Source organism: Micromonospora vinacea (assembly GCF_015751785.1).
Classification (GTDB): Bacteria; Actinomycetota; Actinomycetes; order Mycobacteriales; family Micromonosporaceae; genus Micromonospora; species Micromonospora vinacea.
The window spans coordinates 3,175,054-3,201,892 of record NZ_JADOTY010000001.1 but is presented as its reverse complement, the minus strand read 5'-3'; the positions used below and the strand labels follow the sequence as shown (position 1 = coordinate 3,201,892).

Here is a 26,839-nt window from a genome sequence, read left to right as displayed (position 1 = left end):
CTCGCTCCGTCGACAACCGTCGCACCCGCGGAGAAGGAGAAAGGTCGTATGATTTCCCACAGGAGGACCAATGATGCGGGGCGGGGCGTCGATGCTGGGGATAGCCGCGTCGCAGTGGCGCGTACGGCTGCGCCGGTCGCTGGCTCTGCTCTCGATGATCGCCGTCGCGGTAGCCGGGTTCACAGTGCTCACCGGGGCCGCTGTAACCTCCCGGCTGGATGCGGTGGGCGCGGTCAGCGCCAACTACCGCCCGGTCTACGACCTGCTGGTACGCCCCAAGGATGCGGTGCTGCCGCTGGAGCAGGAGCGCAATCTGGTCCAGTCGGGCCAGTTGGCGGGCATGCGTGGCGGCATCACCCACGATCAGTGGCGCGAGATCGAGGCGGTGCGCGGGGTGTCGGTGGCGGCACCGGTCGCGATGATCGGGTACGTGATGCGCACAGTGCCCGTGACGGTCGACCTGTCGGATCACCTTGACCCGACCGCCGAGCGTCAGGTCTTGCGGGTCCAGCCGACCTGGGCGACGGACGCGGGGCTGAGCCAGATCCCGGACGGGCCGGCGTTCCTCTACGCGACGCGGAACCGGCTGGACGTGGTGCCGAACAGCGAACTGAAGAGCGGCGGGGGCCTGCCGCCGCCGGAGGAGGTCGACGCCGACGGCCAGCGGGTGAAGATCTGCCCAGCAGCTCCGGCCATCACCGCGGAGGAGTGGCTCGCACCGACCGACCTCCGAGCCCGATCGTCGTTGACGTGCGTCGGCGGCATGGGCTCGACGGATCGCGAGGGAAAATCGACGCGGCCGACAGTCACGTTGGCGTGGACGGTGCCGTTCCTGATGGCCGCGGTCGACCCGGAGTCGGAGGCCGCGCTGGCCGGGCTGGACCAGGCCGTCACCTCGGGCCGATACTTCACCTCGGCCGAAGCGCCGACCTCACGGCGGCTGGACGGAATGCCGTACCCCTACTCGGTGCTCCCGATCCTCGTCGCGGACCGACCCCAGGTCGACAGGACGCTCAACGTCACAGTGCAGCGCCTGAACTCCGACGCGCCCGAGCTGGTCCGGAGATCCGCCGACGACCAGCGGCTCCGCGCCGCTCTGGTCAACGAGTCCGGCACGCCGGTCGCCCAACGGACGATGTCGTTCGAAGAGCCGTACCAGAACCTGCTCGACCGGATGCTCCGCCCCGACGACCTCGGCGTCGAGTACGACCTGGCAACGTCGAACACCAGGTGGCTCGACCAGTTCTGGACCGTCGGACCGCCGAAGAGGGTACGGGCCGGGGACGGTCTGCGGGCCCAGCCAGATCCGTACGACCTGAAGATCTGGGGTCAGGGCGCCGACGACGGCGGGTCGTCCCGGCACGTGCCGATGGAGTTCGCCGACACCAGCGTGCGCAGCGAGGTGGCCGTCCATCGGAACCTGGCGCACGGTTACGAGGAGCAGCCGGGGGACGTGAGCATGCCCGATGCCGCGCTGGGCGCGGTGGGCACCTTCGACCCCGCCAAGGTTTCGCTGGGCAGCGCGCTGTCGGCCGTGCCCATGGACACGTACTTCAACCCGGGCGCCGAGGGCGCCGACGAAACGTCACGGCAGGCGCTGGGCGGCCGACGGCTGGCCCCGAATTCGAACGTCACCGGCCTGCTCAGCCAACCTCCGCTGATGCTCACCACCATGGCGGCCCTGCCGGCCATCTTCGATCCCGGCGCGTACAGCACCGAGCCCAGCTACCCGGAGTACCAGCTCAACACCAGCGCACCGATCAGCGTGGTGCGAGTCCGGCTGGCCGGAGAGGTCGGCATCGACCCGGTCTCTCGGGAGCGGGTCCGGTTGATCGCCGAGGAGATCGCGCAACGCACCGGCCTGCAGGTCGACATAACCCTGGGGTCGTCACCCACCGCGGTGACCGTGCACTATCCGGCGGGTAACTACGGCCGGCCCGATCTCGCCGTGGCCGAGCCCTGGGTGCAGAAGGGCGTCGCTTCGGTGCTCGTCCGCGCGGCCGACCGCAAGAGCGTGCTGCTGTCCGTCCTGGTGCTCGCGGTGTGCGCGCTGGCGGTGCTCAACGCCAACACCGCCGCCATCCGCGCCAGACGCACCGAGTTCGGCATCCTCACCTGCCTCGGCTGGGGCCGACGGCACCTACTCCAGTTGATGTTCATCGAGATCGTCGGCATCGGTCTCGCCGCGGGCATCGTGGGCACCGGGCTGGCGCTCGGGATCGCGTTCGGTCTCGGGCTCAACATCGCCTGGATCCACACGCTGCTCGCCGTACCCGCAGCGGTGGCCCTTGCCCTGCTCGCCGGCGGCTGGCCGGCCTGGCGGGCCGCCCGGCCGGACCCCGGCGAGATCATCCGCCCCGCCGTCGCGGGTTTCGCCCTCCGCCGGCAGGCGCCGCGCCGGCTGGTCACCCTCGCCCTGGCCAACCTTGCCCGCACACCCGGTCGGACCGCGCTCGGGGCGCTGAGTCTGATGATCGGGGTGGCCGCACTGACCATGTTGTTGGCCGTCACGTTCGCGTTCCGTGGGGCGATCACCGGCACCCTGCTCGGTGACGCCATCACCCTCCAGGCCCGCACCATCGATCACATCGCGGTGGCGGTCACGATCATGCTGGGCATCGTCTCGGTCGCTGACGTGCTCTATCTCAACATCTCCGAGCGCGCCGCCGAGTTCGCCCTGTTCGGTGCCGTCGGCTGGACCGACGCAATGCTGAACCGGCTGGTCATCATCGAGGCCATCGGGATGGGTGCCATCGGCGGCACGCTCGGTGCCGCTGCCGGCCTTGGCGCGGCGGCGGCCTTCACCGGGGGCGTCACCGCTTCGATCCTCTGGTGTTCTGGAGCCGCCCTGGTGTTCGGCGTTGCCGTCTCCGCCCTGTCGGTGGTGGTGCCGATCGCCGTGCTCCGCCGACTGCCCACCGCCCACCTGCTCGCCGAGGGGTGAGCGGCAAAGGAGTAGGTCCGATGGAACGGACGTCAGCTGCGGCGTCGAGCACTGTCACCATGCCGCTTGTGTGTCTCACCCGGGTACGGAAGTCCTTCCCGCTGCCCGACGGTGCACCGCTGGTGGCGGTGAACGACGTCAGCCTCGCGATCGCCGCCGGCACCGCTATCGCGTTGACCGGGCCGAGCGGCTCTGGCAAGTCGACGCTCCTGCACCTGATCGGCGCCATCGAACGGTGTGACGGTGGCACCATCGAGGTCGGCGGTCAGGAGGTGACCGGCCTGTCCGGCCGGGGGTTGGCGGCCTACCGGCGGCGGGTCGGCTTCGTGTTCCAACGGTTCCACCTGCTGCCCACGCTCACTGCCCTGGACAACGTCATGGCACCGCTGATTCCGTTCCGCACCGATTTCGACAAGGTCGCCCGTGCACAGGAGCTGCTGGCGATGGTGGGGCTCGCCGACCGGGCCGCCGCCCTGCCGTCGCGGCTCTCCGGTGGGCAGCAGCAACGGGTCGCAATCGCCCGCGCGCTGATCAACCAACCTGCCCTGTTGCTGGCCGACGAACCCACTGGCAATCTCGACAGTCAGACCGGCACCGCGATCGTCGACCTCTTGCTGAGGTTGCGCGATGAGCAGGGCACGACTCTCATCATGGCCACCCATGACACAGCTATCGCCGCACGCTGCGACCGAGCCGTCCAGATGCGCGACGGCTGCCTCACGTCATAGCTGACGGTTCACCAGTGGTGGAGCACATTCACCGTCAGTGCGGCCACCACGGTGACGAAGAATACGGCCCAACCCACCAGCTGGCGGGAGCCGACGCGCAGGTGCGCGATGAGCGCGCCGATGAAATACAGCACCAGCCCGGAGGCGGCGAGAGTGCCCAGCAGCGGTACGGCGAAGCCGGCCAGCAGCCCCAACGACCCTGCCGCCAGCGCCACGCCCAACCGCGGTACCCAAGAGCGCGGCACGCCCTTCATGTCCGCCTGTGCCTTCGGGTAGTCGTGGCCGATCAGATAGGTGGCAGCGGCGAAGCCGGTGAAGACCGACGCCAGAATGGTGACCGTGACGTAGGCAGCGAACATCTTTCCTCCGTTGTGGTTGCTCGCCCCTTGGACGATCTGACGCGGCGGAATGTGACGACTGTGGGATGGTCCGCGATCAGTCCGCTGGTAGCAGCGAGCCGAACCGCACGCCGGTGGCCTGCTCGGACAGCTCCCACAGAAGGCGGCCGTGCTCCGGGTCCGTCGCCGCCGCGGAGAGTTTCGCCGGCGCGGGATGGCCGCGCAGTTCGCCCGGCCCACCGGGGGCGACGAGTTGGCCCGGCTGCGCCCCCGGGTCGGTGGCGGCGAACAGTTGCGGCCAGACGCCGCGGTCGACCGGCTGGGCGAGGAGCGGGTTGCCGATGCGGCCCAGCAGCAGCCGCCAGATCGGTGTGGTGCCACTGCTCTGCAGGTTCGTCGCGGTGTAGCCGGGGTGGGCGAGGAAGCTGCGCAGCGGGCTGGCCACGGCGCTGAGCCGCCGGTGCAGTTCGTAGCCGAAGATGGCGTTGGCCAGCTTGGACGTGTTGTAGAAGCCCATCGGGGAGTAGCCCCGCTCGCCGGTCGGGTCGGCGAAGCGGACCTTGGCCTGCCGATGGTTGACCGAGGTGACAGTGACAACCCGCGGGTCCCGGCCGGCCAGCAGGAGGTCGAGCAGGAGCCCGGTGAGAGCGAAGTGCCCGAGGTGGTTGGTGGCGAACTGCACCTCGTGCCCCTGCGGGCTGAGGGTACGGGGCAGGGCCATCACCCCCGCGTTGTTGACCAGCACGTCCACCCGGCTGTGGTCGGTGTGCATACGGTCGGCGAACATGCGTACCGAGTCGAGGTCGGCCAGGTCGATCCGCCGGACTTCCAGGTCGACGCCCGGGTGGGCGGCGGTGATGTCGGCCGCCACCCGGCGGCCCCGCTCCTCGTCGCGGACCGCCAGCACGACGCGCGCGCCGCGGACGGCGAGCGCCCGGGTGGTGACCAGGCCGAGGCCGGCTGTGGCACCGGTGACGACGAAGGTACGGCCGCTCAGGTCGGGGATCTGCTCAGTGGACCAGCCATCGACAGTCATGCGACCCACTGTGCTATCGATGGCACTGAGTGTCAAGCAGTGCGCGCGATGCCAACACGGGCATGAGGGGGCACCGGATGACGTAGCATCGGCGGATGAGATCTCGTGCGGACAACAGCCTGGCCGAACGCAAACGCCAGCTCGTTGCCGACGAACTGCGGGACGCCGCCCTGATGCTGCTCGCCACCAAGGGTTTCGACGTGGTGACGGTCGACGACATCGTGGCGGCCGCCGGGATGTCCCGGCGTACCTTCTTCCGTTACTTCGCGTCCAAAGAAGACGTCGTCGTCCGGTTCCTGGCCGACACCAGCGCGGACATCATCACCGAACTCACCGCCCGGCCGCCCGCCGAGCCACAGTCGGTCGCGCTGCGCCACGCCCTGTGGGTGCCGCTCGCCGCCTGCAACGACCACCCGGAACACTCCGAGCGAGCCCGAGTCGTCGTCCGTCTCATCCTGGACACCCCTGCCCTGCACGCCCGCTGGCTGGAACGCCAGATCGAGTGGCGCGCCGAGTTGGCCGCCGAGCTGGCCAACCGCTGCGGCCTCGACCCGCACACCGACCCCTACCCGCGGATGGCCGCCGGGATGGCCCTGCTGGCACTCGACACGGTGCTCCAGCGGTGGCAGCCGGGCGACGACGAGCAGCACCTGGCCGAACTGATGGACCAGGCGTTCGCCGTCGTGGCGCCGGCCCTCGACGTGCCCGCCGCGTCACAGGCCGCCGGCTGAGCGGCACCCTGCGCGGGTCAGCGCGGTTTCAGCGCCCTTTCAGGCTGCTCAATACGTTCGCGGCATGACAATAAAACGTTCCACGCGCACCAGGCGCGGGACCGCCGTGCTGACGATGATCGCGGTAACGGCGGCAAGCGTGCTCTTCGGCGAACCCGCGTCCGCCGATCCCGCCCCCGTCCCCGTCCCTCAGGCGACGCTCACCGACCGGGCCTTCGGCCAGGTCGCCGAACTCCATCTCATCGGTGCCGCCCGGATCACTACCGTCGTGCTGTCTGCCGAATTCGTCCAGTGGCACCGGCTGCACCCGAACGCCACAGCCAAACAGGCACAGATCCAGCTCACCGAACGCCAGCAACTGCTCGACAGCTCGCTGACCACGTTCGACCTCCTGCTGCCCGAGCAGGACCTGCTGCTCAAGTCCGTCGACGTCCTGCTCGGCACTGCCGGCGGTGAGACCCGGACCTCGCCGGAGATCACCGGCCTGGTCGGGGCCGTGATCGGCAAGACTGTCGAACCGTGGGACACCCGCGAGGAACTCGCGTCCGGCGCGTTGCGGACCGCCCAGTGGCTGCGCGGCCGTGACGACGCTCTCGCCGCGGTGTGGTCCGCGGTCCGGCAGGCGGGGGCAGCCAGCGCGCCTGTCGCCACCGCGTGGAACGCCGTCCTCGGTGAGCCGTTCGGGGTGGACGTCACCAGCACCTACGAGGAACTCAGCCAGGACCCGGGCCTTTCACACGTGGACCTCGACGCGATCCTGGCGCTGCGCGATGACTCGGTGGCGTACGTCGCGGCCGCCAAGCAGCAGTTGGCCTCCCTGCACGCGCAACTGCTCGGCCTGAGCCTGGAGATCCGTCTCGAGATCGGCGAGAACAACCGCAAGTGCCCTCCCGAGGGGCCGCCGAGCGCCGCGTGCACAGCGGCGGCCAAGAAGGCCGCCGAGGACCGGGACAAGGACCGCCAGCAGACGATCTCCGACGTCAAGGCCGGGGTGGGCATGGTCTCGACCCTCATCGGGTTCGCCGACCCTGATGCCGGCAAGAAGTCCAAGGTGATCGGCGAGGCGGTCCTCACCACGATCAGCGCGATCTCCAAGTACGCGGCGGCGATCACCGGACGCGGACTGGCGGGCTCGATCTTCAGCACCGCCACGTTGGCGATGACCGGCAACGTCTTCGGTGCCGTGATGTCGATCGTCGGGCTCTTCGGCAGCAGCGGACCGTCGCTGGACGCGCAGATCCTCGCCCAGGTCAAAGCGCTGCGCGACGAGGTGCGGGCCCTGGGCGACGAGATGCGCGCCAGCTTCGCGCGGGTCGAGGCCCAGATCAACACGGTGTACGCGAACATGATGGCCCAGTTCGACAAACTGAACGCGGCGATCGCCGGCAACACCGCGCAGATCACCCTCGTCCAGCAGCAGGTCGCCCAGCTCGGCCTGCGCCTGGAGGACATCGCCGCCACAGTGCTGGCCGCGATCGGCGACGCCACCCTGCACGACGCCCGCGCCGACATCAACCAGTACATCGGCTACCTGGAGAACTTCGGTCAACCCATCCCGACGTACGGCGAGTTCGTCGGCCCGGAGAACGAGTTCCACCTGACCTCGACGCAGCTGGCCAGCGGTGCCGCCTTCGTGGTGCCCGGTACCGACGCGGACAACCCGGCGGTCGACCCGACCACCGTACTGAACAGCTTCGGCGAGGCCAGGTCGATCAACTACCTGGCCCGGGTCGCCAGCGGACGCGACCCGTCGATGGTCGAACCGTCGACGCCGGTCGGCAACCCGACGGTGTGGAACCTCGGCGCGCAGGCGTACGCCATGTTGATGCTGCAGAACCCGACGTACGCCGCCCAGGTCAGCGCCGGTCGGGCGGCGCAGATCGAGGCGGAGGGCACCCGCATCGCCGACGTCGCGGCCAGCTTCGGTCGGCCGGCCAACGGCAACGCCAACGCCCTGATCACCGGGCTCGTCCACGAGTACGTCGGCGCCACCAACGAGCTGTCGACAGCGCTCGCCGCCCTCCGGACCAACGAGGTCCAGGCCCGCTGGGAGCCGGACGCCAATGGCGTACAGGTGAAGACGCTCAAGAACTACGACCTGTTCTGGGACACGGACAAACCCCTCGCCCCGGCGCCGGCCAAGGCCGACGAGGCGACGGTGCCGTCGTGTGAGGGCAGCAGGCAGATCGACCGACCCAGCAACGTTCGCTACGAGCTGATGTCGAACATGGTGCGGGCACTCCACCACGCGTACACACCGCGACCCGACGAGCCGCCGGCCGGTGTTCGGGAGCTGCCCGAGGTCGGCTACTGCTACACCCCGAGCTGGGTCTACACGCGTACGACGGGCTACGGCACCGGGGTGATCCGCCACTACGGCAAGCTGCGGTTGCAGATCCACAGCCGGTTCCGGCTGAACTCGAACACGACCTGGCAGAACTCACGGACCGCCGACTACACCTGGCCAGACGAGCAGGTCTACCAGGTCGACTGCGAGTTCTTCAACTGTGACAGCGAGACCACACCCGAGCAGGGCCTGACCCAGAAGTGGCCGTCCGGGCGGTACAACTTCGCGAGCGGCGCGACGGCCGTGAACAACACCGCGCTGGACGCCACGCTGACGCCGACCCTGCGCGGCTTCCTCCAGGCCCGGCAGAAGTTCATGTACGACCGGGTCCGGGACCAGAGCACCCAGGTCAGCGGGCCGGTGCCGACCGCCCTGAAGAAGGTGAACACGGCGGCCCGGCTGCTTCAGGCGTACACCCGGTTGGGTCTGCCCAACGCCCTCGACTCGGACGACGTGTTGTCCGCGAACCTGTTCGGGCAGTACCAGATCCCGGTGAACATGCCGACGGATGCCAAGATCGGCAATGCCTACGCCAGGGCGAGCGCGAACTACACCCTCTGCGGGCCGACGCCGTGCTCGCTCGACCCCAGCCGCCCGCTGCGCGACCAGGTCAGCCTCAAGGTGCCCTGCGAGCCCGCTGTCGACTCGTCCAACCTGCCCGGCGACCCGTTGGGCGACTGTCTGATCACCAGCGCACGGTCCCGCGCCAACGCGCTGATGCAGCGGTACGAGGTCTGGGCCGACCAGATGACCGCCGGTCTGCACCGCGAGCGGGTGCCGTGGATGAACGACACCCTCCTGGGCCTGCGCATCACCACCCGCCTGACCCACGCCAACTGACACAGCGTTGCCGGCGCCCCCACAGGCGCCGGCAACGTGGCAATCCACAACGGACCTACGCATGCCACTCGGTTGCCTCCCTCAGGCTCAGACGGCCGTTGAAAAGGGGGCCACCCTGGACACCGTGGCCGCCATAGGATCACCGGCACGGCAGCCCGGAGCAGTAGAGGGCGCATTCCGCCGTGAGGTAATCACGCGCGGCGTTCTTCGACGTCGCGCCAACGGGGGAGGTACGAGTGAGGCACACAGTGAAGGCGCTGACCGCTGCCGCGGTGCTCGCGGCGACGGTGGCGGTCCCGGCGACGCCGGCCGCAGCGGCCGGCACGGGCTGGTGGTCCATGTCCGGCTACCTGGTCAGCAACAGCGCGTTCAACCCCAACGAGACGAGCGTGACGGTCCCGACCGTCGCGAACCTCAAGCTCAAGCACACCGGCAGCCCGGCCCGGACCGGCCAGCGCGCACCTGTCGTCGCCGACGGACTGGTCTACACCCTGGACAGCCTCGGTGTCACGGCCACCGACGAGGTGACCGGCGCGCAGAAGTGGCGCTTCGAGCTGGACCCCGAGAGGTTCGCGCTACCTACGGAACTCGTCCACACGGCCGGCCAGCTCGTCTTCGCGGCGATCGTCATTGGCCAGCCTGGCCTCGACGTCTCACGGATCTTCGTGCTCGACGCCCCGACCGGCGCGCTGGTTCGGGACATCCGCGACGACGGCGCGGTCGGGCAGATCCTCGTCGACCGGGGTGTCGTCGTGGTCAGCGCTTTTGGGCGCTACAGCGCGGACGCGCGCGCCTACCGCGTCGCCGACGGGCAACTGCTGTGGGAGCAGGACGTCACAATGGATCAGCCGGTTTCGGCGAACGGTCACGTCCTCCTCTCCGGATACGCCGGAAATGGCGGTCCCCTGACCAGCGCCGTCGTCGACATCACCACCGGCGACTCCATCAACGCCATCGCGGGCCGCGACTACCGGCCGCTCGCGACGGACGAGACGGGAACCAAGTTCTACGTCGGATGGGGACACAGCCTGCAGATCCTCGATCCGACGACCGGCAACCTGACCTGGCTCGCGTCGAACCTGTACCCGAAGTTCGCGGTGGTCACCCCGACCCGGCTCTACGTCACCTCCGCCTCCACCACCTCCTCCTCAGGCACGGTGTACGCGTTGAACCGCAGCACCGGCGCCATCATCTGGAGTAAGCGCATTCCGGGAAGCGAGGACCAGCGGGCGATCATGGCCGGTGGCGTCCTGTACGTCACGGCCAAGGGCAACCGCGTCTACGCCCTGAACCCCGTCGACGGCGCCCCGCTGAACGCACCGCCGTTCACCGGCACAACCGACCAGCTCGTGGTCACCTACGGCAGGGTGTACGCCACCGACGGCACGAAACTGACCGTCTACGGCCTCTGACCCAGCGGCGCTTCCACGGCGGTTGACCGGATGTCCCGGTCGACCGCCGTCGCCGTTTCCAGGGTGGGGAACGCTGCGGGTGCCATCAAGCGGCTGGGCGGGCACGCGTGGGAACCGGAGCGACCCGGTGATGATCACCACGTTCGGTGAACTCTCCCCTCACGAAAGGGTAGGTTCGCTGTCGGCTATCCGGGCGAGGCCCGTGGCTCCCGTGGCGACCACGCGTCCGGGCAGTGGTCGATGAGTAGCTGCCCGGTCCTGAGCGAAACTGTGCGCGCCCACGGGACGCCCGAGTGGAAATGGCTGTATGTCTTCTGTGCTGTCCGCGGTCAACCGACCGCGTCTGTCCCGTCCGTCCTGGCTGTCGCCGAAGGTGTTCCGCACCGAGGTTCTCGCCGGCCTGGTCGTCGCCCTGGCGTTGATCCCGGAGGCGATCTCCTTCTCGATCCTCGCCGGCGTCGACCCCCGCGTGGGGCTGTTCGCGTCGTTCACCATGGCCGTCACCATCGCGATCTGCGGAGGCCGTCCGGCGATGATCTCCGCCGCGACCGGGGCCATCGCCCTCGTCGTCGGGCCACTGGCGAAGGAACACGGGCTGGACTACCTGATAGCGGCGGTGATCCTCGGCGGCGCGATCCAGATCCTGCTCGCCGTGCTCGGCGTGGCGAAGCTGATGCGCTTCATCCCCCGCAGCGTCATGGTGGGTTTCGTCAACGCTCTGGCCATCCTCATCTTCGCCGCCCAGGTCCCGCACCTGCTCGGCGTGCCGTGGCTGGTCTACCCGCTCGTCGCCGTCGCCCTGGCGATCATGGTGGGGCTTCCCCGGCTCACCCGCGCCATCCCGGCGCCGCTGGTCGCCATCGTGGTCCTGACCCTGGTCACCGTCTTCGCCAGCGTGGCGGTGCCGACCGTCGGCGACGAGGGAGCCCTGCCGGACAGCCTGCCCACCCTCGGGATGCCGCAGATCCCCTGGACCATGGACACCCTCACCCTCGTCGCCCCCTACGCCCTGGGGATCGCGCTGGTCGGGCTGATGGAGTCGCTGATGACCGCCAAGCTGGTCGACGACATCACCGACACCCCCTCCAGCAAGACCCGCGAGTCCTGGGGCCAGGGCGTGGCCAACATCGTCACCGGTTTCTTCGGGGGCATGGGTGGCTGCGCCATGATCGGTCAGACGATGATCAACGTTAAGGCGTCGGGCGCCCGTACCCGGCTGTCGACGTTCCTGGCCGGCGTATTCCTGCTGGTCCTGGTCGTTGCGCTCGGCGACGTGGTAGCGGTGATTCCGATGGCCGCTCTGGTCGCCGTGATGATCATTGTGGCGGTGTCGACGTTCGACTGGCACTCCGTCGCCCCGGCCACCCTCAAGCGGATGCCGTACGGCGAGACCATCGTCATGGTGGCCACCGTCGTCACCACCCTGGCCACCCACAACCTCGCCATCGGCGTCGTGGTCGGCGTCCTCACCGCCATGGTGATCTTTGCCCGACGGGTCGCCCACCTGGTCGAGGTCACCAGCGTCCTGGACCCGGACGGCACCACGCGGATCTACTCGGTGCGCGGTGAGCTGTTCTTCGCCTCCAGCAACGACCTGGTGGGCCAGTTCGACTACGCGAACGACCCCGAGACGGTGGTCATCGACATGACCCACGCCCACGTCTGGGACGCCTCCTCCGTGGCCGCCCTTGACGCCATCACGCAGAAGTACGCCACCCGCGGCAAGACCGTCGAGATCATCGAGCTGAACAAGCCCAGCGCCCGCATCCACGGCACCCTCGCCGGTCAGCTCGGCGTCGGCCACTGATGGCCACCACCAGCCGGGACATCGGTGCGGAGCAGCACGTCTCCGGCCCGGCCACCGGTCGCCTCATGCAGATCGGCGAGGCCGCCGAACGGGTCGGGTTGAGCATCCGCACCATTCGCCACTACGAGGAAGCCGGCCTGATCGTGCCCTCCGCCCGTAGCGAAGGCGGCTTCCGCCTCTACACCGGGCCCGACCTCGACCGCCTCGCCGTCGTCAAGCGCATGAAACCGCTCGGCTTCACCCTCGACGAGATGCGCGACCTCCTCGCCGTCCTCGACGCCCTCGGCACCGCCACCGGCACCGACCGCGCCGCCCTGCTCGACCGGCTCGCCATGTTCCACACCGCCGCAACCACCCGCGTCACGGCCCTCCGCGACCAACTCGCCATGGCCGAAGGCTTCGCCGACACACTCCGCGCCGAACTCGACCACCACAAAGGCCCCCCTGTCTGAGCCCTCCCACATCGGTGGCAGTGAACTGTGGCGACTGATCGGCGAGCTTGCTGAGCGGGCAACGGTACGCCGCGCCTCGACGTGCAGGTGCCGGCCGTTACGGTCCACAGATGACCGTCGTCCGCTCTGTTCTGCTGTTCATCGTCGCCGCAGTGTTCGAGATCGGCGGGGCGTGGCTGATCTGGCAGGGCTGGCGCGAGCACCGCGGCCTGTGGTGGATCGCCGCCGGCGTCATCGCCCTCGGTGCGTACGGATTCGTCGCCACCTTCCAGCCCGACCCGAACTTCGGACGCATCCTCGCCGCCTACGGCGGCGTGTTCGTCGCAGGCTCCCTCGCCTGGGGCGTGATCGTCGACAAGTTCCGACCCGACCGGTGGGACGTCATCGGCGCCGGCATCTGCCTGATCGGCGTCGCCCTGATCATGTACGCGCCGCGTTCGGCGGGCGGCTCCTGACATGATTCAGGGGACATGACCAACTGGTCATGTCCCCTGAATATCGCTGGTGCGCCGCCAGGGACTCGAACCCCGAACCCGCGGATTAAGAGCTTGATCTTGGCCAACTCTTGGATTCCCAGCAATATCCACCGGTCCAACCGGTGCACGTCGATCGCTGGTCACCCGCCGTACCCGTCCATGCCGTCCCGGCAGCGGTCGGCCCGTCCATGGCGGTCGAGCAGCCGTGGAGCACCCGGGCGCGGAGCTGAGCTGCTCTACGGGGACGGAACGCTTGGTAGCGGGTCGTCGTCGCGTCCGGTCTGGGGTAGCCCAGCCACAGCGGCGATGGCGTTGACAGCTTCGTTCAGTCCCGTGGTCTCGGGTAGGACGAGTTCGTCGGGCCAGTCCAGGACGTCATGGGCGGCGTACCAGCCGCTCATGTGCTCGGCGGTGAACTCACTGGCCTGCGGGCGGGTGAGGTGCCGGCGCAGGGTCTCGGCCAGGGACACATCGAGATAGCAGAACAGCGACCGGCCGCGGTGGTCGTCCCGCAGGGAGGTCAGCATGCTGCGGTAGCGGCTGCTGTGCATGATGCCCTCCAGCACGACGTGATAGCCGTGGTCGAGGGCGAACCGAACGGTCTGCCCGATCAACGCCGGTGCCGCACCGCCGGGCTTGTCCCGCTCACGCAGCACGATGCGGCGCAGGTAGTCCTGCTCGACCAGGGCGCAACCCCGGCCGTGCCGGCGTCGTAGCTCGCGGGCGATGCTGCTCTTGCCTGAGCCGGAGTTGCCCCGGATGCAGACGAGGATCGTGTCCGGGCTGCCAGTGGGTTCAGCGAGCACGACGCCTCCTCGGCTTCAGTCGTTGCGCACGGTGAGGCCGAGGGCGGCCACGGTCAGCTGGGTGAGGTCAGGGAGTTGGTCCTCGCCGAGGGTGACGCCGCGCAGGTTGTCCAGCGGCGTCTTGAGGCCTTGCAGCCGGCTGCCCCGCAGGTCGGTGCCGTCGAGCTGGCAGGAGTCCAATTCCAGTCCGGCGAGGTCACATGACCGCAGCGCGATGCGAGGTAGTCGGCAGGAGGACCACGCGCCGTTGGTGAGAGTGCAGTCAGTGAAGGCGACCGAGCCGGCGGCGGTGACGCGTTGGAAGGTGGCGTAGTCGAAGCGGCAGCCGTCGAACAGGACGTCCTTGAGGCGTACGTCGGTGAGCCTGGTGCCGGTGAACCGGGAGCCGGTAATGGCGCAGCGTTCGATGGTGATGCCGGTCAGGGTCGCGCCGGAGAAGTCGGTGCGGGTGATTTCGCAGCCGTAGAGGCTGCCCGCTTCCCAGGTGCTCTCGCTCAGGTCCACGCCGGTGATCAGACTGCTGCGGATGTGGGCGTCCTCCAGGTGCGAGCCGTGCCACGCTGCGCCCTCGACGAGGGCCTCGGTGAGGCCGCCGTCAAGGTCCGTCGTGGTGTCGAGGTCGTCCGGTTCGAGGTCCGGCAGCAGGACCTTCACGTCGCCGATCGTGGTGGTGCGCATGTGTCCTCAACCTGTGTGGACGCGGGGTGGGCACGCAACCCCGCGCGTCCCGTGGTGGGGCTCCTTCTTCTTGTTCCAGTTGTCCCAGCCGGGTCGACTGTCGAACTTACCCTTGTTATCCCAGAGGGATCTCCGGTCGGGCAGGTAGCAGTAGGTGCAGTCGAGGTTGCAAAAGCTCGTCGGCTGCACGACCAGGGTGTGGAAGCTGCCGGCAATCGCCGGCTGGCCGGTGGCGTTGATGAGGCCGATGCCGTTCACGAGGAGGCCTCTTCGATGCTGGCGGCCGTGGTGGTACTGACGCGGTAGGCGTGGGTGTGGCGTGCGGGCCAGCCGAGGAACCGGTCGAACATGTCGGCGGCGCTGCCCGTGACGCTCGGGTTGAGCCGATGCAGGTCGTCGATCGCATCGTGCAGGCAGCCGGCCAGGTAGAGGAACAGGCTCACCGGCTCTTCCCGGTACTCGGCGAGGAGCGCGAGCTTCGCCGCGCCGCAGGGCCATGGCTGCCCGCACCGGCGGCACAGCCACAGCGGGCGCATCGGCAGATGTTCCACCTCGGCTGGCGCGAGCCGGTTCGCCGCGAGACGGCGTTGCTGCCCGGTCACCGGCGACCGCCCTCGCGGGCCTGCTGCTCGAACAGCCGACGCCACACGAAGGTGAGCAGCGGAGGATCAGCGCGCCGCACCTGACCCTGTGAGGACGTCCACCTGGGCTCGGGGCGCCGGGACTGGCTGGCTATCGCGTTACGCGAGACGTACACCGTCATGCCTCCACCCCCACCAGGAACGATGAGCGGCGGGCTCGCCGAGGGAATGGCGAGCCCGCCGCCGCATCACGGCGGCTGGGAGCAGGCCGCCGATCACCCACCCACGCAGCCCTCATGGCGGTACGCAGGCGGGGAGAACGCCGAGACAGTTCGTTCCAGGACGGGCCGAGCCAGCGGCCCAAGCCGTGGTGTGGTGCACCGCCCATCGATCCCTCCATTTGCAGCTCCCTGTTAGGTCATCCCCGACACCGGCATCGACACGCGCCGGTGATCTGGGGTGAACTGAACGTAGGGGCGGTCCGTACGGAGGACCGGGAAAATCCGTACCGGGTCCGGCGGCCTTCAGCGGGCAGGGTGATGGTGTGCGAGGGATGACGGAAGACATGACCATCGGCCAGCGCGTCGCCTTCTACCGGCGTCGACGAGGCCTCTCCCAGGAGGTGCTAGCCGGTCTGGTCGGCAAGACCCAGGAGTGGTTACGCAAGGTCGAGACGAACCGGGCCGACCTCGACCGGCTGTCAGTCATACGCGCGATCGCCAAAGCCCTCGATGTGTCCCTCGGCGACCTGATCGGTGCACCGAGCCTGTTCGAGTGGTCGGACGACTCAGGGCGCGAGACCATCCCGGCCTTGCGGGCCGCGCTTCACGACTATCGTCACCTCGCGCCGACGCTGGCCAGCACGGGGGACGTCGAAGCGCCCGCCCTGCGCGAGATCGAGAACGACGTCGCCGAGATCTGGTCCGCCTACCAGCACTCGCGATACGGCACCCTTGCCCGCCGGCTGCCCTACCTCATCCATGACTGCCTCACCGCCACTGAGGCGTACGACGGAGACGATGGCCAGCGAGCGCACGCGATGACCGCCTACGCCCACCAGCTCGCTGCGTTGTTCCTCACCAAGCTCGGCGAAGGTGACCTCGCGTGGACCGCCGCCAGCCGTGGGCTGGCGGCCGCCAACGCCAGCCACGACCACGTCGTCATCGGCTCGCTCAGCCGCTCCGCCGCGCACTCGCTGGCGTCCATCGGCGAATATGCGCAGGCTCGTGGCCTCGCAGCCACGGCGGCGCAGTTCCTGGAACCACGGCTCACCAAACCCACTCCGCAGCTGCTGTCGGTCTACGGCAGCCTGCACCTCGTCTGCGCGCTGGCCGCCGCCCGAGACGACGACCGCGCCTCCGCCGACACCCACATCGCCGAGGCCGATGCCGCCGCACAGCGGCTCGGCGCCGATGGCAACCACGTCTGGACCGCTTTCGGGCCGACCAACGTGTCGATCCACAAGACGACCGTGGCGATGGAACTCGGCGATGTGCAACGCGCCATCGCTATCGGCGCCACACTCGACACCAGCACCGTGCCCGTCGAGCGGCAGGTTCGGCATGCCATCGAAACCGCCCGGGCCCTCGCCCGGTGGAACCGCATCGACGACGCGCTCGCGGCGCTCCTGGAGGCCGAGGTCATCGGCCCTGACCAGGTGCGCTACCACCAGCTCTCCCGCGACCTCGTCCGCGACATCCTCACCCGCCCTCGGCCACCTCGACTGGCCGTCGAACTCAGCGACCGGATGGGCGTCCGGTCGGGAGGACCGCGCTGGTAGCTGGGCTCAAATTAGCCGGCTCGTGTAGCCAGCCGCGACCAGGCGCTCGAACGCCGTCCGCACCTCGTCCGGAATTTCCTGCGGGATCGCGAACCCGCGCTCCGCGTACACCTCGATCCGCTGCGTGTCGCCTACCAGCATGTCCACCACCCGCCGCGGATCGCCGATGCTGCTCACGTAGTCGTCCAGTTCGAGTGGGTTCGACGCGCACACCACATCGACCTCCGGCCACATCAGCCTGCAGGTGGCGTAGGCCCGACGCTGTTGGTAGGGCCGCGACATGATCAGCACCGACTTCACCGGGATCCGGTGTTCGGTCAGGAGCTGACGCGAGTACTCCAGGTTCTGGGCGGTGTTCGTGGCATGCGGCTCCACGAGAATCGCTTTCGCGGGTACGCCCTGCTCAACGGCGTACTCGCGGTAGTGGACTGCTTCTCCGCGCGGGAACCGCTCAACGGTCGTTGGGGCGTTCGCGCCGGTGAACACGATCCTTGGGAACAGGCCCTCATGAAACAAGCGCGTCGCGATGACGGCCACACCGAGATCGTGACTGCCCAACCCGATCCCCACGTCGCACGGGCGCAACTCGTGGCGCATGTCGTGGTATCGCCACAGCGTCTCCACGTCCGCCCGGATCGTGTCAGGGATCGCCTCGGCAGGTGCCGCTGCATGTCGGTTCATCAGCACCTACCAGGTCCGGTCCGCGCTGGGTTTCCTCATGCCGCCAGCGTAGGGCTAGCAGGGCAGCACGACGCTGCTGACTCCAGCACTACACCGCTGACCCCGGACCGAGCGACCGCCCACCACCGGTGTACACGAAAAAGGCCCTGACCCAGTGTGAACCACTAGGTCAGGACCTTGATCGTTGGTGCGCCGCCAGGGACTCGAACCCCGAACCCGCGGATTAAGAGTCCGCTGCTCTGCCAGTTGAGCTAGCGGCGCTCGTCGGCAACGGAGAGAACATTAGCACCCCTGGAACGTGGGCTCCAATTCGGTTACCCGGGTCCCCCCTTCGGTCGAGCTTTGCCGGCAAAAGCCCCAAACCGACCACCGTCACCAAGATCGGGGCGTGGGTTGCGGTGGTGATGCGGCACGATGTCCGCCAGGTACGCGAGAACAGAGGTGGGCATGGCACGGTTCACGCGAGCCGGGGCGGTGGTGGGCGCCCTGACTCTGGTGGCGTCGCTGGCACTGACCGGATGCGGCGGCGACGACAAGAAGCCGGAATTCGTTGGCGGAACGTCCTCGGACGCGAGCGCCACACCCGGCTCGGCCGCACCTTCGACGCCGAGCACGCCGAGCGGGCCGGCGCTCACGCTGAGCCCGGCGAACGGCACGAAGAACCGGCCGGTGAGCACGGAGATCAGCGCGAAGCTCCCGGGCGGCGGGAAGGTGTCAGCTGTCACCCTGACGGCGGACGGCGGCGGCTCGGTCGAGGGCAAGCTGCGTACCGATGGTTCGTCCTGGGTGCCGTCCGCTCCCCTGAAGTGGGGCACCCGCTACACGGCCACTGTGACGGCGAGCGCGTCGGACGGCACGAGCAGCCAGGGCACCAGCAGCTTCACCACGATGGCCAAGCCGAAGTCGACGATCGGGTCGGGCCTGTACCTCTTCGACGACAAGAGTTACGGCGTGGCCATGCCGGTGGTCACCGAGTTCCACCCGGGCATCCCGAAGAAGGACCGGGCGGCGGTGCAGAAGCGGATGTTCGTCCGCACCGACCCGCCGCAGCCGGGCGCGTGGCACTGGGTCAGCAACGGCACGCAGGCCTACTACCGGGCCCCGGAGTACTGGAAGCCGGGCACCACCATCACCGTGCGGATCGCCCTGGCGGGTGTGCCGCTGAGCAACGGCAAGTACGGCGACGTCGACCGCAAGGCCACCGCCAAGATCGGCCGGGCGTTCGAGATGAAGGTCGACAACGCCAACAAGAAGATGACCGTGTACGAGAACGGCGCGCCGGTACGCACCATTCCGGTGAGCCTGGGCAAGAAGAGCACGCCGTCGTCGAGCGGCACGATGGTCGTGATGGAGAAGAAGGAAGCCACTGTCTTCGACACCCGCGACGACCCGGACCCGGCCAACCGCTACGTGACCGACATCCAGTTCGCCCAGCGGCTCACCTGGGGCGGCGAGTACATCCACGCGGCGCCCTGGTCGGAGCACGTGCAGGGGCGGCAGAACGTCTCGCACGGCTGTGTGAACGTGTCGATGGCGAACGCCAAGTGGCTGTTCAGCAAGACCCGGATCGGTGACCCGATCACGATCAAGGGCACCGAGCGCAGGATCACCGCCGGCAACGGTTGGACGGCGTGGAGCCTGAGCTGGTCGGAGTTCATCAAGGGCAGCGCGTTGCCGGTGCCCGGTGGTGGGGCCGGCCCGGCCGTCTGAGCCGTCGGCCTCGTTGCGCCGGCCCGGCCGTTGGCCGGGTCGGCGTACCCTTGCACTCCCGCCGCTCAATGCGGCGCGGCGACCCCCGCACTCCCGGTACGGGCATGAACCAGGCTCACGAAACGCCGGATAGTAGCAGAATTCGGGCACTATTGATGACGTGTTTCGGTTCACCCTCGGCAACCGGGGCCGGCTCTGGCGCGTCAGTAGGAGACGATGGGGCAGCGACCACGACTGTGAGGGAATTCATGCGAGCTAGCCAGGACCAGCTGATCAGGCCCGGCGGGCGACGCCGCGTGTTCGCGGCGGGGCTCCTCGCCGTGGCGCTGGCCTTCACCTCGGCCTGCACCGACGGCGACGGCGGTAAGCCGTCCTCGTGGCACGGCGGCGGCGAGAACCCGGCACCGAAGGCCGCCGCGACGATCAGTGAGCCGGCGGCCGACGCCAAGGACGTGCCGGCGTCCACCGGCATCACCTTCACCACGAAGGACGCCGTGGAGACCGCTGTCGAGCTGAAGGACGCCGCCGGCAAGGCGGTCGAGGGCGCCCTCGCCAAGGACGGCAAGTCGTGGCTGCCGGCCGGCGCGCTGGCGTACGGCACGAGCTACACGGCCACCGTGACCGCCAAGGGCGACGACGGGCTTCCCGCCACCGCGACCAGCACCTTCACCACAATGGCCAAGCCCGGCAACCAGGTTCGGGTGAGCAGCTTCCTCGGCGACAACCAGGTGGTCGGGGTGGGCATGCCGCTGATCGTGAAGTTCAGCCGGAACATCCCGGAGGACTACCGCGACGACGTGCAGCGCCGGATGACAGTCACCTCGACCCCGGCGCAGGAGGGCATCTGGCACTGGGTCAGCCCCACCGAGATCCGGTACCGGCCGAAGGAGTTCTGGAAGCCCAACAGCAAGGTCTCCTACCGGGTGCAGGCGGGTGGCCTGCCGATGGGTGCGGGTTGGTACGGCCGCGCCGACCTCTCGGTGGACGTCAAGATCGGCGCTGCGGTGGTCATGACTGTCGACAACAAGACCAAGCGGATGACGGTGACCCGCAACGGCTCCGTGATCAAGACCATCCCGGTCAGCCTGGGCAAGAAGAGCACCCCGTCGTCCAGCGGCACCATGGTCGTGATCGAGAAGCTGCGCAAGACGGTCTTCGACACGTTCGAGGAGCTGGGCCCGGAGGAGGGCTACCGCACCAAAATCGACTTCGCGCAGCGCCTCACCTGGGGCGGCGAGTTCATCCACGCGGCACCCTGGTCCGAGGGCCAGCAGGGCAGCGTGAACGTGTCGCACGGTTGCGTGAACGTGTCGATGGCCAACGGCGACTGGCTCTTCAAGAACACGCAGATCGGCGACCCGATCACGGTCAAGGGCACTGAGCGCAAGCTGCAGAACGGCAACGGCTGGACCGACTGGAACATGAGCTGGGACGAGTACGTCAAGGGCAGCGCCCTTCCGTACGAGCCTCCGGCCGACCCGGACGCCACCACCCCGACCCCGGACGGGACGGTCACCCCGTCCCCCACGCCGACCGCCTGAGTCACCCGACGAGAGCCCCCTCTTCGGAGGGGGCTCTCGCGTATGCGCCCCTGTCTCGCCCCCGACAACGACTCAGGCCCCCTCCGAGGAGGGGGCCTGAGTCGTGAAACCAACTGGGTGACTGATGGGAATTGAACCCACGACAACCGGGACCACAACCCGGTGCTCTGCCAACTGAGCTACAGCCACCATGCCGCCGTCGCCCGGTCGATCGCTCCGGGCGGGGTGCGGACCAATAATAGCCACACCGTGGCGCGCCTCGTCCAGCGGGTTCCCTGCTCCCCCGGGACGAGCTGCCGCGGTCAGAGTTCGGCGGCGATGGCCTTGGCGGTCTCGACATCCGGGCCGGGCAGCGGAACGAAGACAGTGCGCCGGTAGTACTCCAACTCCCGGATGCTCTCCCGGATGTCGGCCAGCGCCCGGTGCGCGAGACCCTTCTGCGGCTGGCCGAAGTACACCCGGGGGTACCAGCGGCGGCAGAGTTCCTTGATCGACGACACGTCGATCATCCGGTAGTGCAGGTGCGCGTCGAGGCGGGGCATGTCCCGGGCGATGAAGCCCCGGTCGGTGGCGATCGAGTTGCCGCAGAGCGGTGCCGTACGCGGATCCTTGACGAAGGTGCGGACGTACTCCAGGACCAGGTCTTCGGCCTCGGCGAGGGTGACCGCCGAACGACGGACCTCCTCGGTGAGACCGGACTTGGCGTGCATGGTCTGCACGATCTCCGGCATCCCCTCCAGTGCCGCCTCGTCGGCGTGGATGACCACGTCGACACCATCACCCAGCACGTTGAGGTCGGGATCGGTGACCAGTGCCGCAACCTCGATCAGTTTGTCCCTGCCGAGGTCCAACCCAGTCATCTCACAGTCGATCCAGACGAGGAGATCAGCCACCGGGACAGCCTACGCGCAGCCCACGCCCTGCGGCTGCGCGCTCTCGGGGGACCGGCCCGCTAGGGTTTCGGGGTGCCAGCAGAACCCGTCGCACCGCCCGCCGTCACCGAAGACGATCCCGGCGGCCGTACGGTCCGTCGCCTGGTCGCGGTGGTGGCCCTCGGCGCTGTGCTGCCAGCGCTCTACCTGCCCGGCCTCGTGCACAACTTCTTCGACCTCAAGATCTACATGTCCGCGATGGACTGGTGGCGCGTCGGCCACCCGCTCTACGACTACGTCCAACCCGACCGGGTGCAGGGCGAGCTGTACTTCACCTACCCACCATTCAGCGCGCTGCTGCTGTGGCCGTTCGGTCTGCTGCGGCTCGGCGCCACCGTGGCGATCTTCACGGCGCTCACCGTGTTGGCAGTGGTGCTGACCACCCGGTGGCTGGTGGCGCCGGTGATCGCCCGACACGACCTGCCCCGGACGTTCACCCTGATCGCCGCCGTTCTGCTGGTGCTGGCGGTGGAGAGCATCCGCGAGACGATCACCTTCGGCCAGATCAACATGCTGCTGGTCGTGCTGATCCTGGCCGATCTGCTGTTCGCGGTGCCGCAGGCGCGACGCTGGGCCGGGGTGGGCGTGGGGCTGGCGACGGCGCTCAAGCTCTTTCCCGGCATCTTCATCGTGTACCTGCTGGCCACCCGGCGGTGGCGGGCCGCCGCGGTGGCGAGCGCGACGGCGGCGGCGGCGACCCTGCTCGCGGCGGCGATCGCCCCGCGCGACTCGTGGCGGTTCTGGACGCACGAGCTGTGGACCACCGAGCGGGTCGGACGCACCGACATCGTCGGCAACCAGTCGCTGTTCGGCCTGCTCAGCCGGTTCACCGAGCCGGCGAAGCCGGACCGGCTGCTCTGGCTGCTGGTGGTCGCCGTGGTCGCCGTCTACGGGCTGTGGCGGGCCGCCCGCGCGGCGCGGGCCGGTGACCCGTTGACGGGGCTGACGTTGACCGGGTTGGTGGGCGCCCTGGCGAGCCCGATCACCTGGACCCATCACATCTACTGGTTCGTGCCAGCTGTGGTGTTGCTCGCCGACGCGGCGTTGAGCGCCGACCGCCCGGACGAGGTACGCCGGCGTCGGTGGCTGGCCGGGCTCGCGCTGGGCATCACCGCCGTGACCATCTACGGCGTGGTGACGTTCCAGGCCTGGGGCGCGGGACCGGTCCGCACGCACGACCCGGTGGACTTCGTCGTACAGAACACCTACGTGCTGCTCAGCCTGCTGCTGCTGGCGGTGTTGCCGGTGCGGTCAAGGCTCAGTGCGGAAAATCGCACCAATTGGACAGACCTCCCGAGTAGCCATCATCGGCGCTAACCTGTCCTCATCTACCTCAAGCGTCGCTCGGGTAGCACCGATCCCCCGGTGAGAGTGGCCCTCCGCGTCGGCAGCGCGGAGGGCCACTCGCCGTCTCACCCGCCGCCACCGGGCGGGCCGTCACCCGGCGGGACCGCCACCGGCCGGGCCGTGGGCTCGTCCGTGTCGGCGGGCGGCCAGGCGAGACTCAGCGTCACCTCCGGCGGGCGGGGCAGCCGGACCTGCTCGTCCAGGTCGGCGAGGGTGGCGGCGCGCGTGGCGCCGATCGCCGACCGGGAGCGTTCCGGCGCTCCGGAGCCGACCGGGGCGAGTTGTCGCGCCGGCAACGACGGGGTCGGGTCGGGTTGCCGGGGACCCAGGCCACTCAGTGAGGTGACCCCGAGCCGGCCGGCGAGCACCGGCACCTGGTCCGGCTCGACCACGAAGATCACCTCGCGCGGGCGCACCGGTCGCAGCAGGAGCAGCGCGGCGCCCACCATCAGCAGCACGCCGATCGCCAGCAGACCCCAGGTGGCCGGGCCGGTCCACCCGGCCCGCAGCTCCGCGCGCAGGTCCAGGGCCAGGTCGGCGCCGCCGTCGGGGCGCATCACCACCAGGCTCATCGGTTCACCGGCCAGGTCGTCCGCGCTCCACTCCAGCGAGCCGATCCCCTCGCGTACCCAGAAGGGCCGGCCCAGCGGCGTGACCGGCCCGTCGGCCGTCGCGACGCCCGGGGTGTCGGCTGCCGGGCCGGCCGGATCGAGCCGGACGGGCAGCGGGCCCCGGGCCAGCGCCACCCGGCGGACCGTGGCGTGCGGCACCGCCTCCAGCCAGCCACGCACCTCGGCAGTGGGCGCCAGTCCGACGAAGGCCGGCCCGCCAGTCGTGCGGGCGTCCACCCGCAGTCGGGTCTGCGCGGAACGCGCGAAGGGCGCCTCCTGTCGCAGCAACCGGTCGAGGTCGGTGACCACTACCGCGTGACCGGGCGTGCGGACCGTCTCGAAGCGGGCGGCGAAGGCCCCGCCGGGGTCGGCGTGTCGGGTCACCAGCCACAGCCCGCCACCGGCGAACAGCGCCGGAATTCCCACGACCAACAGCACCACTCCGGCGATCACCCGCACGAACCGCATCCGCACCGTCCCCCTCCGTAGCCAAATACCCGGCCGACCTTACCGACGTACACCGTCTGATCAGGGGATATCCACGGCACGGTCGGTGTCGACTCCGGAAAGCACGCTGGCCCGCCGGATCATCCGGCGGGCCAGCGGACGGGAAAGGGTCAGGCCTTGGCGACCGGCTCCCGGCGGGTACGCGCGAACGCCAGCCCGCCCAGCGCCAGGCCGGCCAGACCGGCGACGAGACCGGCCACACCGAGACCGACAGCGAGCCCGTTGCCGTCGTCGTCATCGTCGTCGTCCGGCGATGCGACGGCAGCGGTCGGCGTGGCCGAACCCGCCGGCGCCGCCGCGGCGGCCAGGGTGAGCACCGGCGCGGGGTGCTCCGGCTCCTCGGCGCCCGGCGCCGGCTCGTCGATCCACCGCGAGATGTTGCCGTCCGAGTAGGTCTGCAGGGTCTTGAAGACCATCGAGTCGACCTGCGGCAGCGGCCCCAGCGAGACCGGGAACTCCTGGAACTGCCCCGGCTTCACTCCCGCGCCACCCGAGGCCGTCCAGGTGATCTTGGAGACGGCCTCGGTGAGCTGACTGCCGTGCACCTCGATCGGCGGGTCCACCTTGCGCTTCTCCGTGGCGACCGTCCAGCCGGGCACCGGCATCGTCGACACCGAACCGACCGGGGCGTTCTCCGGGAGCACCACCTCGAGCTTGACCGTCGACGCGCTGTCGCTCTCGTTCGGCACCCGGAACGCCACCCGGGCGTAGCCGCCCTGGGCCGCCTCCTTCGGGTTCACAGTGACGTGCGCGGACGCCGGTCCGGCGAAGCCGAGCACAGCGGTGGCGGCGGCGGTGAACGCCAGGGCGGCAGCGGCGGTTGCGGTGCGCCGGAATCGGGTCATGGGTTTCGCGAACCTTCCTAACGGATGGGCACGGTGGCGGTCACCGTGGCCTGGTCGATGTCGGTCGTTCGGGCGGTGATCTTCAGTTGCCACTCGCCGGCGGTCGGCAGGCTGATGTCGCCGTAGGCGTGACTGTCCGTCAACCGCAGCAACGGCACCTCGATCGGCTCGATCCCGGCCGAGGGCAGCGCCACTGTCGCCTTCCACTCCGCGACCAGCAGTGGCTGGTTGTCAGTGCCGTACGCGTACAGGTGCACCGAGTTGTTGCCCCGCTCGGCCGGGCTCACCTCGACCTCGACGGTCAGCAGCGGGCTGGACAGCCTGGTACTGAAGAGACCGGCCTCGGCCCCGGCGGAGGGGGTTGCCGCGGCGGTGCGGGCGGGCGTGGTCTGCACGAGCGTGGCGGACACGGCCAGCACCACCACGGTGACGACCAACTCCACCAGGACGGCGCGGCGCACCGGCACCGGGCGTTGCGCCGCGACCCGGCTGCGCACCAGGTGCCGGGAGTACGCGGCCACGGCGATGACCAGTGCGAACAGCGCGATCTTGGCGAGCAGCAGACGCCCGTACGTGGTGTCGAAGAGCGCCTGCAGGGTGGCCACCTCGATCAGCGCCTGGACGGTGCCGGCCAGCAGCAGCGCCGAGACGGCGAGCGCCGCCCAGCGCGACCAGATCGGCAGGATCGCACCCAGCTCCCGCTCGTCGGCCTGGCGCAGCAGGAAGACGGCGAGCATGAGCAGACCGCCCAGCCAGACCGCCATGCTGCCCAGGTGGACCGCGTCGACCACCACGGAGACCGCCGGCGCCGGGGAGGCCGCCGCGTGCCCGGCCAGCGGCCAGGTCAACAGGGCGGCGCCGCCGAGGACGGCCAGGATGATCGCGTCCGCGCGGCCGGCGGGCCGGGCCAGCAGCGGTCGGAGCAGGAAGACGGACGCCGCCAGCAGGCCGAGCCGGACCAGGTGGGCGGCACCGAAGGCGCTGCCGAACACAGTGCCGAACCCCTCGCCGGTGACGTCGAAGAGACCACCACCGGCCGTGTAGGGCACCTGCAACCACAGGTCGGCGAGGGTGGCGACGGCCACCAGACCGAGGCCCGTCCAGGCCAGCCGGGTCGGCCCCCGCCGGGAGAGCCGTCGCGGCCAGAGCGCGGCGAGCACCAGCGCCGGCCCCACCAGCAGCACCAGGCCGGTGTAGCCGAGGAAGCGGGCCACCTTCACCGCCGTCTCCACCACCGGGTTGGCGCGGCTGTCAGTACCCGAGTCGACGGGTGGGGTCGAGGGAGCGCCGACCGAGTAGGTGAACGCCCCGGAGACCGGGTGACTGTCGGCGGAGATCACCCGGAAGCTGACCAGGTAGGTGCCACGGGCGCCGGCCGGATCCACCGGGATGGTCACGACAGTGCTGCTGAACGACGGTTCGCCCCGGTCGGCCCGGGAGCCGTCCGGCGCGATGACCCGGATCTTGCCGGGCACCTTGCGGACCCCCTCACTGAAGGTGAGAACCACCTCGGACGGCCCGCTCGGCACGATGGACGAGGCGGCCGGACTGCTGCTCTCCAGCACCGCGTGGGCGCTGGCGGAGGTGGCTGGCGCGATCAACAAGGCGACGACGGTGACCAGGAGGCCGGCGGCTGCGGCCAGCCGGGCAGCCCAGCGGCGGGGGGCGACAGTCATGCCGGCCATGGTCGCCGATGGGTGTCCCATTCG

23 protein-coding genes, 2 tRNA genes and 1 pseudogene are annotated in these 26,839 nt (G+C 69.6%); 12 read left to right on the top strand and 14 right to left on the bottom strand.

Translation table 11 applies throughout. From position 1 onward, the window contains the following. The first annotated feature begins 70 nt into the window (after positions 1-70). Together IW249_RS15365 and IW249_RS15360 are read left to right on the top strand one after the other, a co-directional pair. Positions 71-2,944 carry an FtsX-like permease family protein gene (locus tag IW249_RS15365; protein WP_196921390.1) on the top strand — a complete coding sequence of 958 codons (2,874 nt, stop codon included), beginning with the start codon at positions 71-73 and terminating at the stop codon, positions 2,942-2,944. Between the two features lie 20 nt (positions 2,945-2,964). Then, positions 2,965-3,672: an ABC transporter ATP-binding protein gene (locus tag IW249_RS15360; RefSeq protein WP_269215270.1), complete on the top strand. Its 708-nt coding sequence runs from the start codon at positions 2,965-2,967 to the stop codon at positions 3,670-3,672. Positions 3,673-3,680: 8 nt separating this feature from the next. On the opposite strand, the gene IW249_RS15355 is transcribed toward IW249_RS15360, so the two are convergent. Both IW249_RS15355 and IW249_RS15350 read right to left on the bottom strand, forming a co-directional pair. Then, positions 3,681-4,031: a DoxX family protein gene (locus IW249_RS15355; RefSeq protein WP_196921389.1), complete on the bottom strand. Its 351-nt coding sequence runs from the start codon at positions 4,029-4,031 to the stop codon at positions 3,681-3,683. 76 nt (positions 4,032-4,107) lie between these two features. After that, complete coding sequence (locus tag IW249_RS15350) at positions 4,108-5,046, bottom strand: oxidoreductase (protein ID WP_196921388.1); 939 nt, start codon at positions 5,044-5,046, stop codon at positions 4,108-4,110. A gap of 95 nt (positions 5,047-5,141) precedes the next feature. On the opposite strand from IW249_RS15350, the gene IW249_RS15345 reads away from it, so the two are divergent. From IW249_RS15345 to IW249_RS15320, 6 genes are all read left to right on the top strand, one after another. Then, on the top strand, positions 5,142-5,777 hold the full coding sequence (locus IW249_RS15345) for an acyl-CoA-like ligand-binding transcription factor (RefSeq protein ID WP_196921387.1): 636 nt from the start codon (positions 5,142-5,144) through the stop codon (positions 5,775-5,777). Positions 5,778-5,841: 64 nt separating this feature from the next. Then, a complete protein-coding gene (locus IW249_RS15340; protein ID WP_196921386.1) occupies positions 5,842-8,964 on the top strand; it encodes a hypothetical protein in 3,123 nt (1,040 codons plus the stop codon). A 236-nt stretch (positions 8,965-9,200) separates the two neighbouring features. Further along, a complete protein-coding gene (locus tag IW249_RS15335) occupies positions 9,201-10,376 on the top strand; it encodes an outer membrane protein assembly factor BamB family protein (protein ID WP_196921385.1) in 1,176 nt (391 codons plus the stop codon). A 307-nt stretch (positions 10,377-10,683) separates the two neighbouring features. Continuing rightward, positions 10,684-12,183: a SulP family inorganic anion transporter gene (locus IW249_RS15330; protein ID WP_196921384.1), complete on the top strand. Its 1,500-nt coding sequence runs from the start codon at positions 10,684-10,686 to the stop codon at positions 12,181-12,183. Continuing rightward, entirely contained in the window at positions 12,183-12,635 is a 453-nt protein-coding gene (locus IW249_RS15325) for a MerR family transcriptional regulator (protein ID WP_196921383.1), read from the top strand. Before IW249_RS15330 ends, IW249_RS15325 begins: the two co-directional genes overlap by 1 nt. A 110-nt stretch (positions 12,636-12,745) precedes the next feature. Next, on the top strand, positions 12,746-13,090 hold the full coding sequence (locus tag IW249_RS15320) for a YnfA family protein (protein ID WP_196921382.1): 345 nt from the start codon (positions 12,746-12,748) through the stop codon (positions 13,088-13,090). Positions 13,091-13,347: 257 nt separating this feature from the next. Here IW249_RS15320 and IW249_RS15315 read toward each other — a convergent pair whose 3' ends face one another. The 5 genes and pseudogenes from IW249_RS15315 to amcA form a co-directional block, all read right to left on the bottom strand. After that, positions 13,348-13,917 carry a kinase gene (locus IW249_RS15315; RefSeq protein ID WP_196921381.1) on the bottom strand — a complete coding sequence of 190 codons (570 nt, stop codon included), beginning with the start codon at positions 13,915-13,917 and terminating at the stop codon, positions 13,348-13,350. Positions 13,918-13,932: 15 nt separating this feature from the next. After that, positions 13,933-14,595, bottom strand: a complete 663-nt coding sequence (locus IW249_RS15310) for a pentapeptide repeat-containing protein (RefSeq protein ID WP_196921380.1) — start codon at positions 14,593-14,595, stop codon at positions 13,933-13,935. A gap of 123 nt (positions 14,596-14,718) precedes the next feature. Further along, positions 14,719-14,853: pseudogene (locus tag IW249_RS15305) on the bottom strand (cyclophane-forming radical SAM peptide maturase AmcB); the annotation flags it as partial. Next, positions 14,850-15,197, bottom strand: coding sequence for a hypothetical protein (locus tag IW249_RS15300; RefSeq protein WP_196921379.1), 348 nt, complete (start codon positions 15,195-15,197; stop codon positions 14,850-14,852). The pseudogene IW249_RS15305 and the gene IW249_RS15300, both read right to left, overlap by 4 nt. Then, positions 15,194-15,358, bottom strand: a complete 165-nt coding sequence (amcA, locus tag IW249_RS15295; protein ID WP_196921378.1) for a multiple cyclophane-containing RiPP AmcA — start codon at positions 15,356-15,358, stop codon at positions 15,194-15,196. The genes IW249_RS15300 and amcA overlap by 4 nt, the downstream gene beginning before the upstream one ends. 371 nt (positions 15,359-15,729) lie before the next feature. On the opposite strand from amcA, the gene IW249_RS15290 reads away from it, so the two are divergent. After that, on the top strand, positions 15,730-16,956 hold the full coding sequence (locus IW249_RS15290; protein WP_196921377.1) for a helix-turn-helix domain-containing protein: 1,227 nt from the start codon (positions 15,730-15,732) through the stop codon (positions 16,954-16,956). A gap of 6 nt (positions 16,957-16,962) precedes the next feature. Here IW249_RS15290 and IW249_RS15285 read toward each other — a convergent pair whose 3' ends face one another. After that, positions 16,963-17,643, bottom strand: a complete 681-nt coding sequence (locus IW249_RS15285; RefSeq protein ID WP_196921376.1) for a YdcF family protein — start codon at positions 17,641-17,643, stop codon at positions 16,963-16,965. Positions 17,644-17,822: 179 nt separating this feature from the next. Next, positions 17,823-17,898: transfer RNA gene (locus IW249_RS15280), tRNA-Lys, on the bottom strand. A gap of 186 nt (positions 17,899-18,084) precedes the next feature. Between IW249_RS15280 and IW249_RS15275 the strand changes: the two genes are divergently transcribed. Both IW249_RS15275 and IW249_RS15270 read left to right on the top strand, forming a co-directional pair. Then, entirely contained in the window at positions 18,085-19,347 is a 1,263-nt protein-coding gene (locus IW249_RS15275) for a L,D-transpeptidase (RefSeq protein ID WP_196921375.1), read from the top strand. 248 nt (positions 19,348-19,595) lie between these two features. After that, entirely contained in the window at positions 19,596-20,888 is a 1,293-nt protein-coding gene (locus tag IW249_RS15270; protein WP_196921374.1) for a L,D-transpeptidase, read from the top strand. A 116-nt stretch (positions 20,889-21,004) separates the two neighbouring features. Here IW249_RS15270 and IW249_RS15265 read toward each other — a convergent pair. Both IW249_RS15265 and orn read right to left on the bottom strand, forming a co-directional pair. After that, positions 21,005-21,077, bottom strand: a tRNA-His gene (locus tag IW249_RS15265). Between the two features lie 113 nt (positions 21,078-21,190). Beyond that, positions 21,191-21,781, bottom strand: a complete 591-nt coding sequence (gene orn, locus IW249_RS15260; protein ID WP_130407816.1) for an oligoribonuclease — start codon at positions 21,779-21,781, stop codon at positions 21,191-21,193. A 72-nt stretch (positions 21,782-21,853) separates the two neighbouring features. On the opposite strand from orn, the gene IW249_RS15255 reads away from it, so the two are divergent. Continuing rightward, the gene (locus IW249_RS15255; protein ID WP_196921373.1) at positions 21,854-23,137 is read left to right on the top strand and encodes a glycosyltransferase 87 family protein; all 1,284 of its coding nucleotides are present in this window, start codon (positions 21,854-21,856) and stop codon (positions 23,135-23,137) included. Between the two features lie 95 nt (positions 23,138-23,232). Here IW249_RS15255 and IW249_RS35215 read toward each other — a convergent pair whose 3' ends face one another. The 3 genes from IW249_RS35215 to IW249_RS15240 all read right to left on the bottom strand — a co-directional run bounded on the left by IW249_RS35215 (position 23,233) and on the right by IW249_RS15240 (position 26,815). Beyond that, positions 23,233-24,246, bottom strand: coding sequence for a hypothetical protein (locus tag IW249_RS35215; protein ID WP_196924800.1), 1,014 nt, complete (start codon positions 24,244-24,246; stop codon positions 23,233-23,235). Positions 24,247-24,395: 149 nt separating this feature from the next. Beyond that, positions 24,396-25,130 carry a YcnI family copper-binding membrane protein gene (locus tag IW249_RS15245; protein ID WP_196921372.1) on the bottom strand — a complete coding sequence of 245 codons (735 nt, stop codon included), beginning with the start codon at positions 25,128-25,130 and terminating at the stop codon, positions 24,396-24,398. A gap of 17 nt (positions 25,131-25,147) precedes the next feature. Further along, positions 25,148-26,815 carry a copper resistance CopC/CopD family protein gene (locus IW249_RS15240; protein ID WP_196924799.1) on the bottom strand — a complete coding sequence of 556 codons (1,668 nt, stop codon included), beginning with the start codon at positions 26,813-26,815 and terminating at the stop codon, positions 25,148-25,150. Positions 26,816-26,839: the final 24 nt, after the last annotated feature.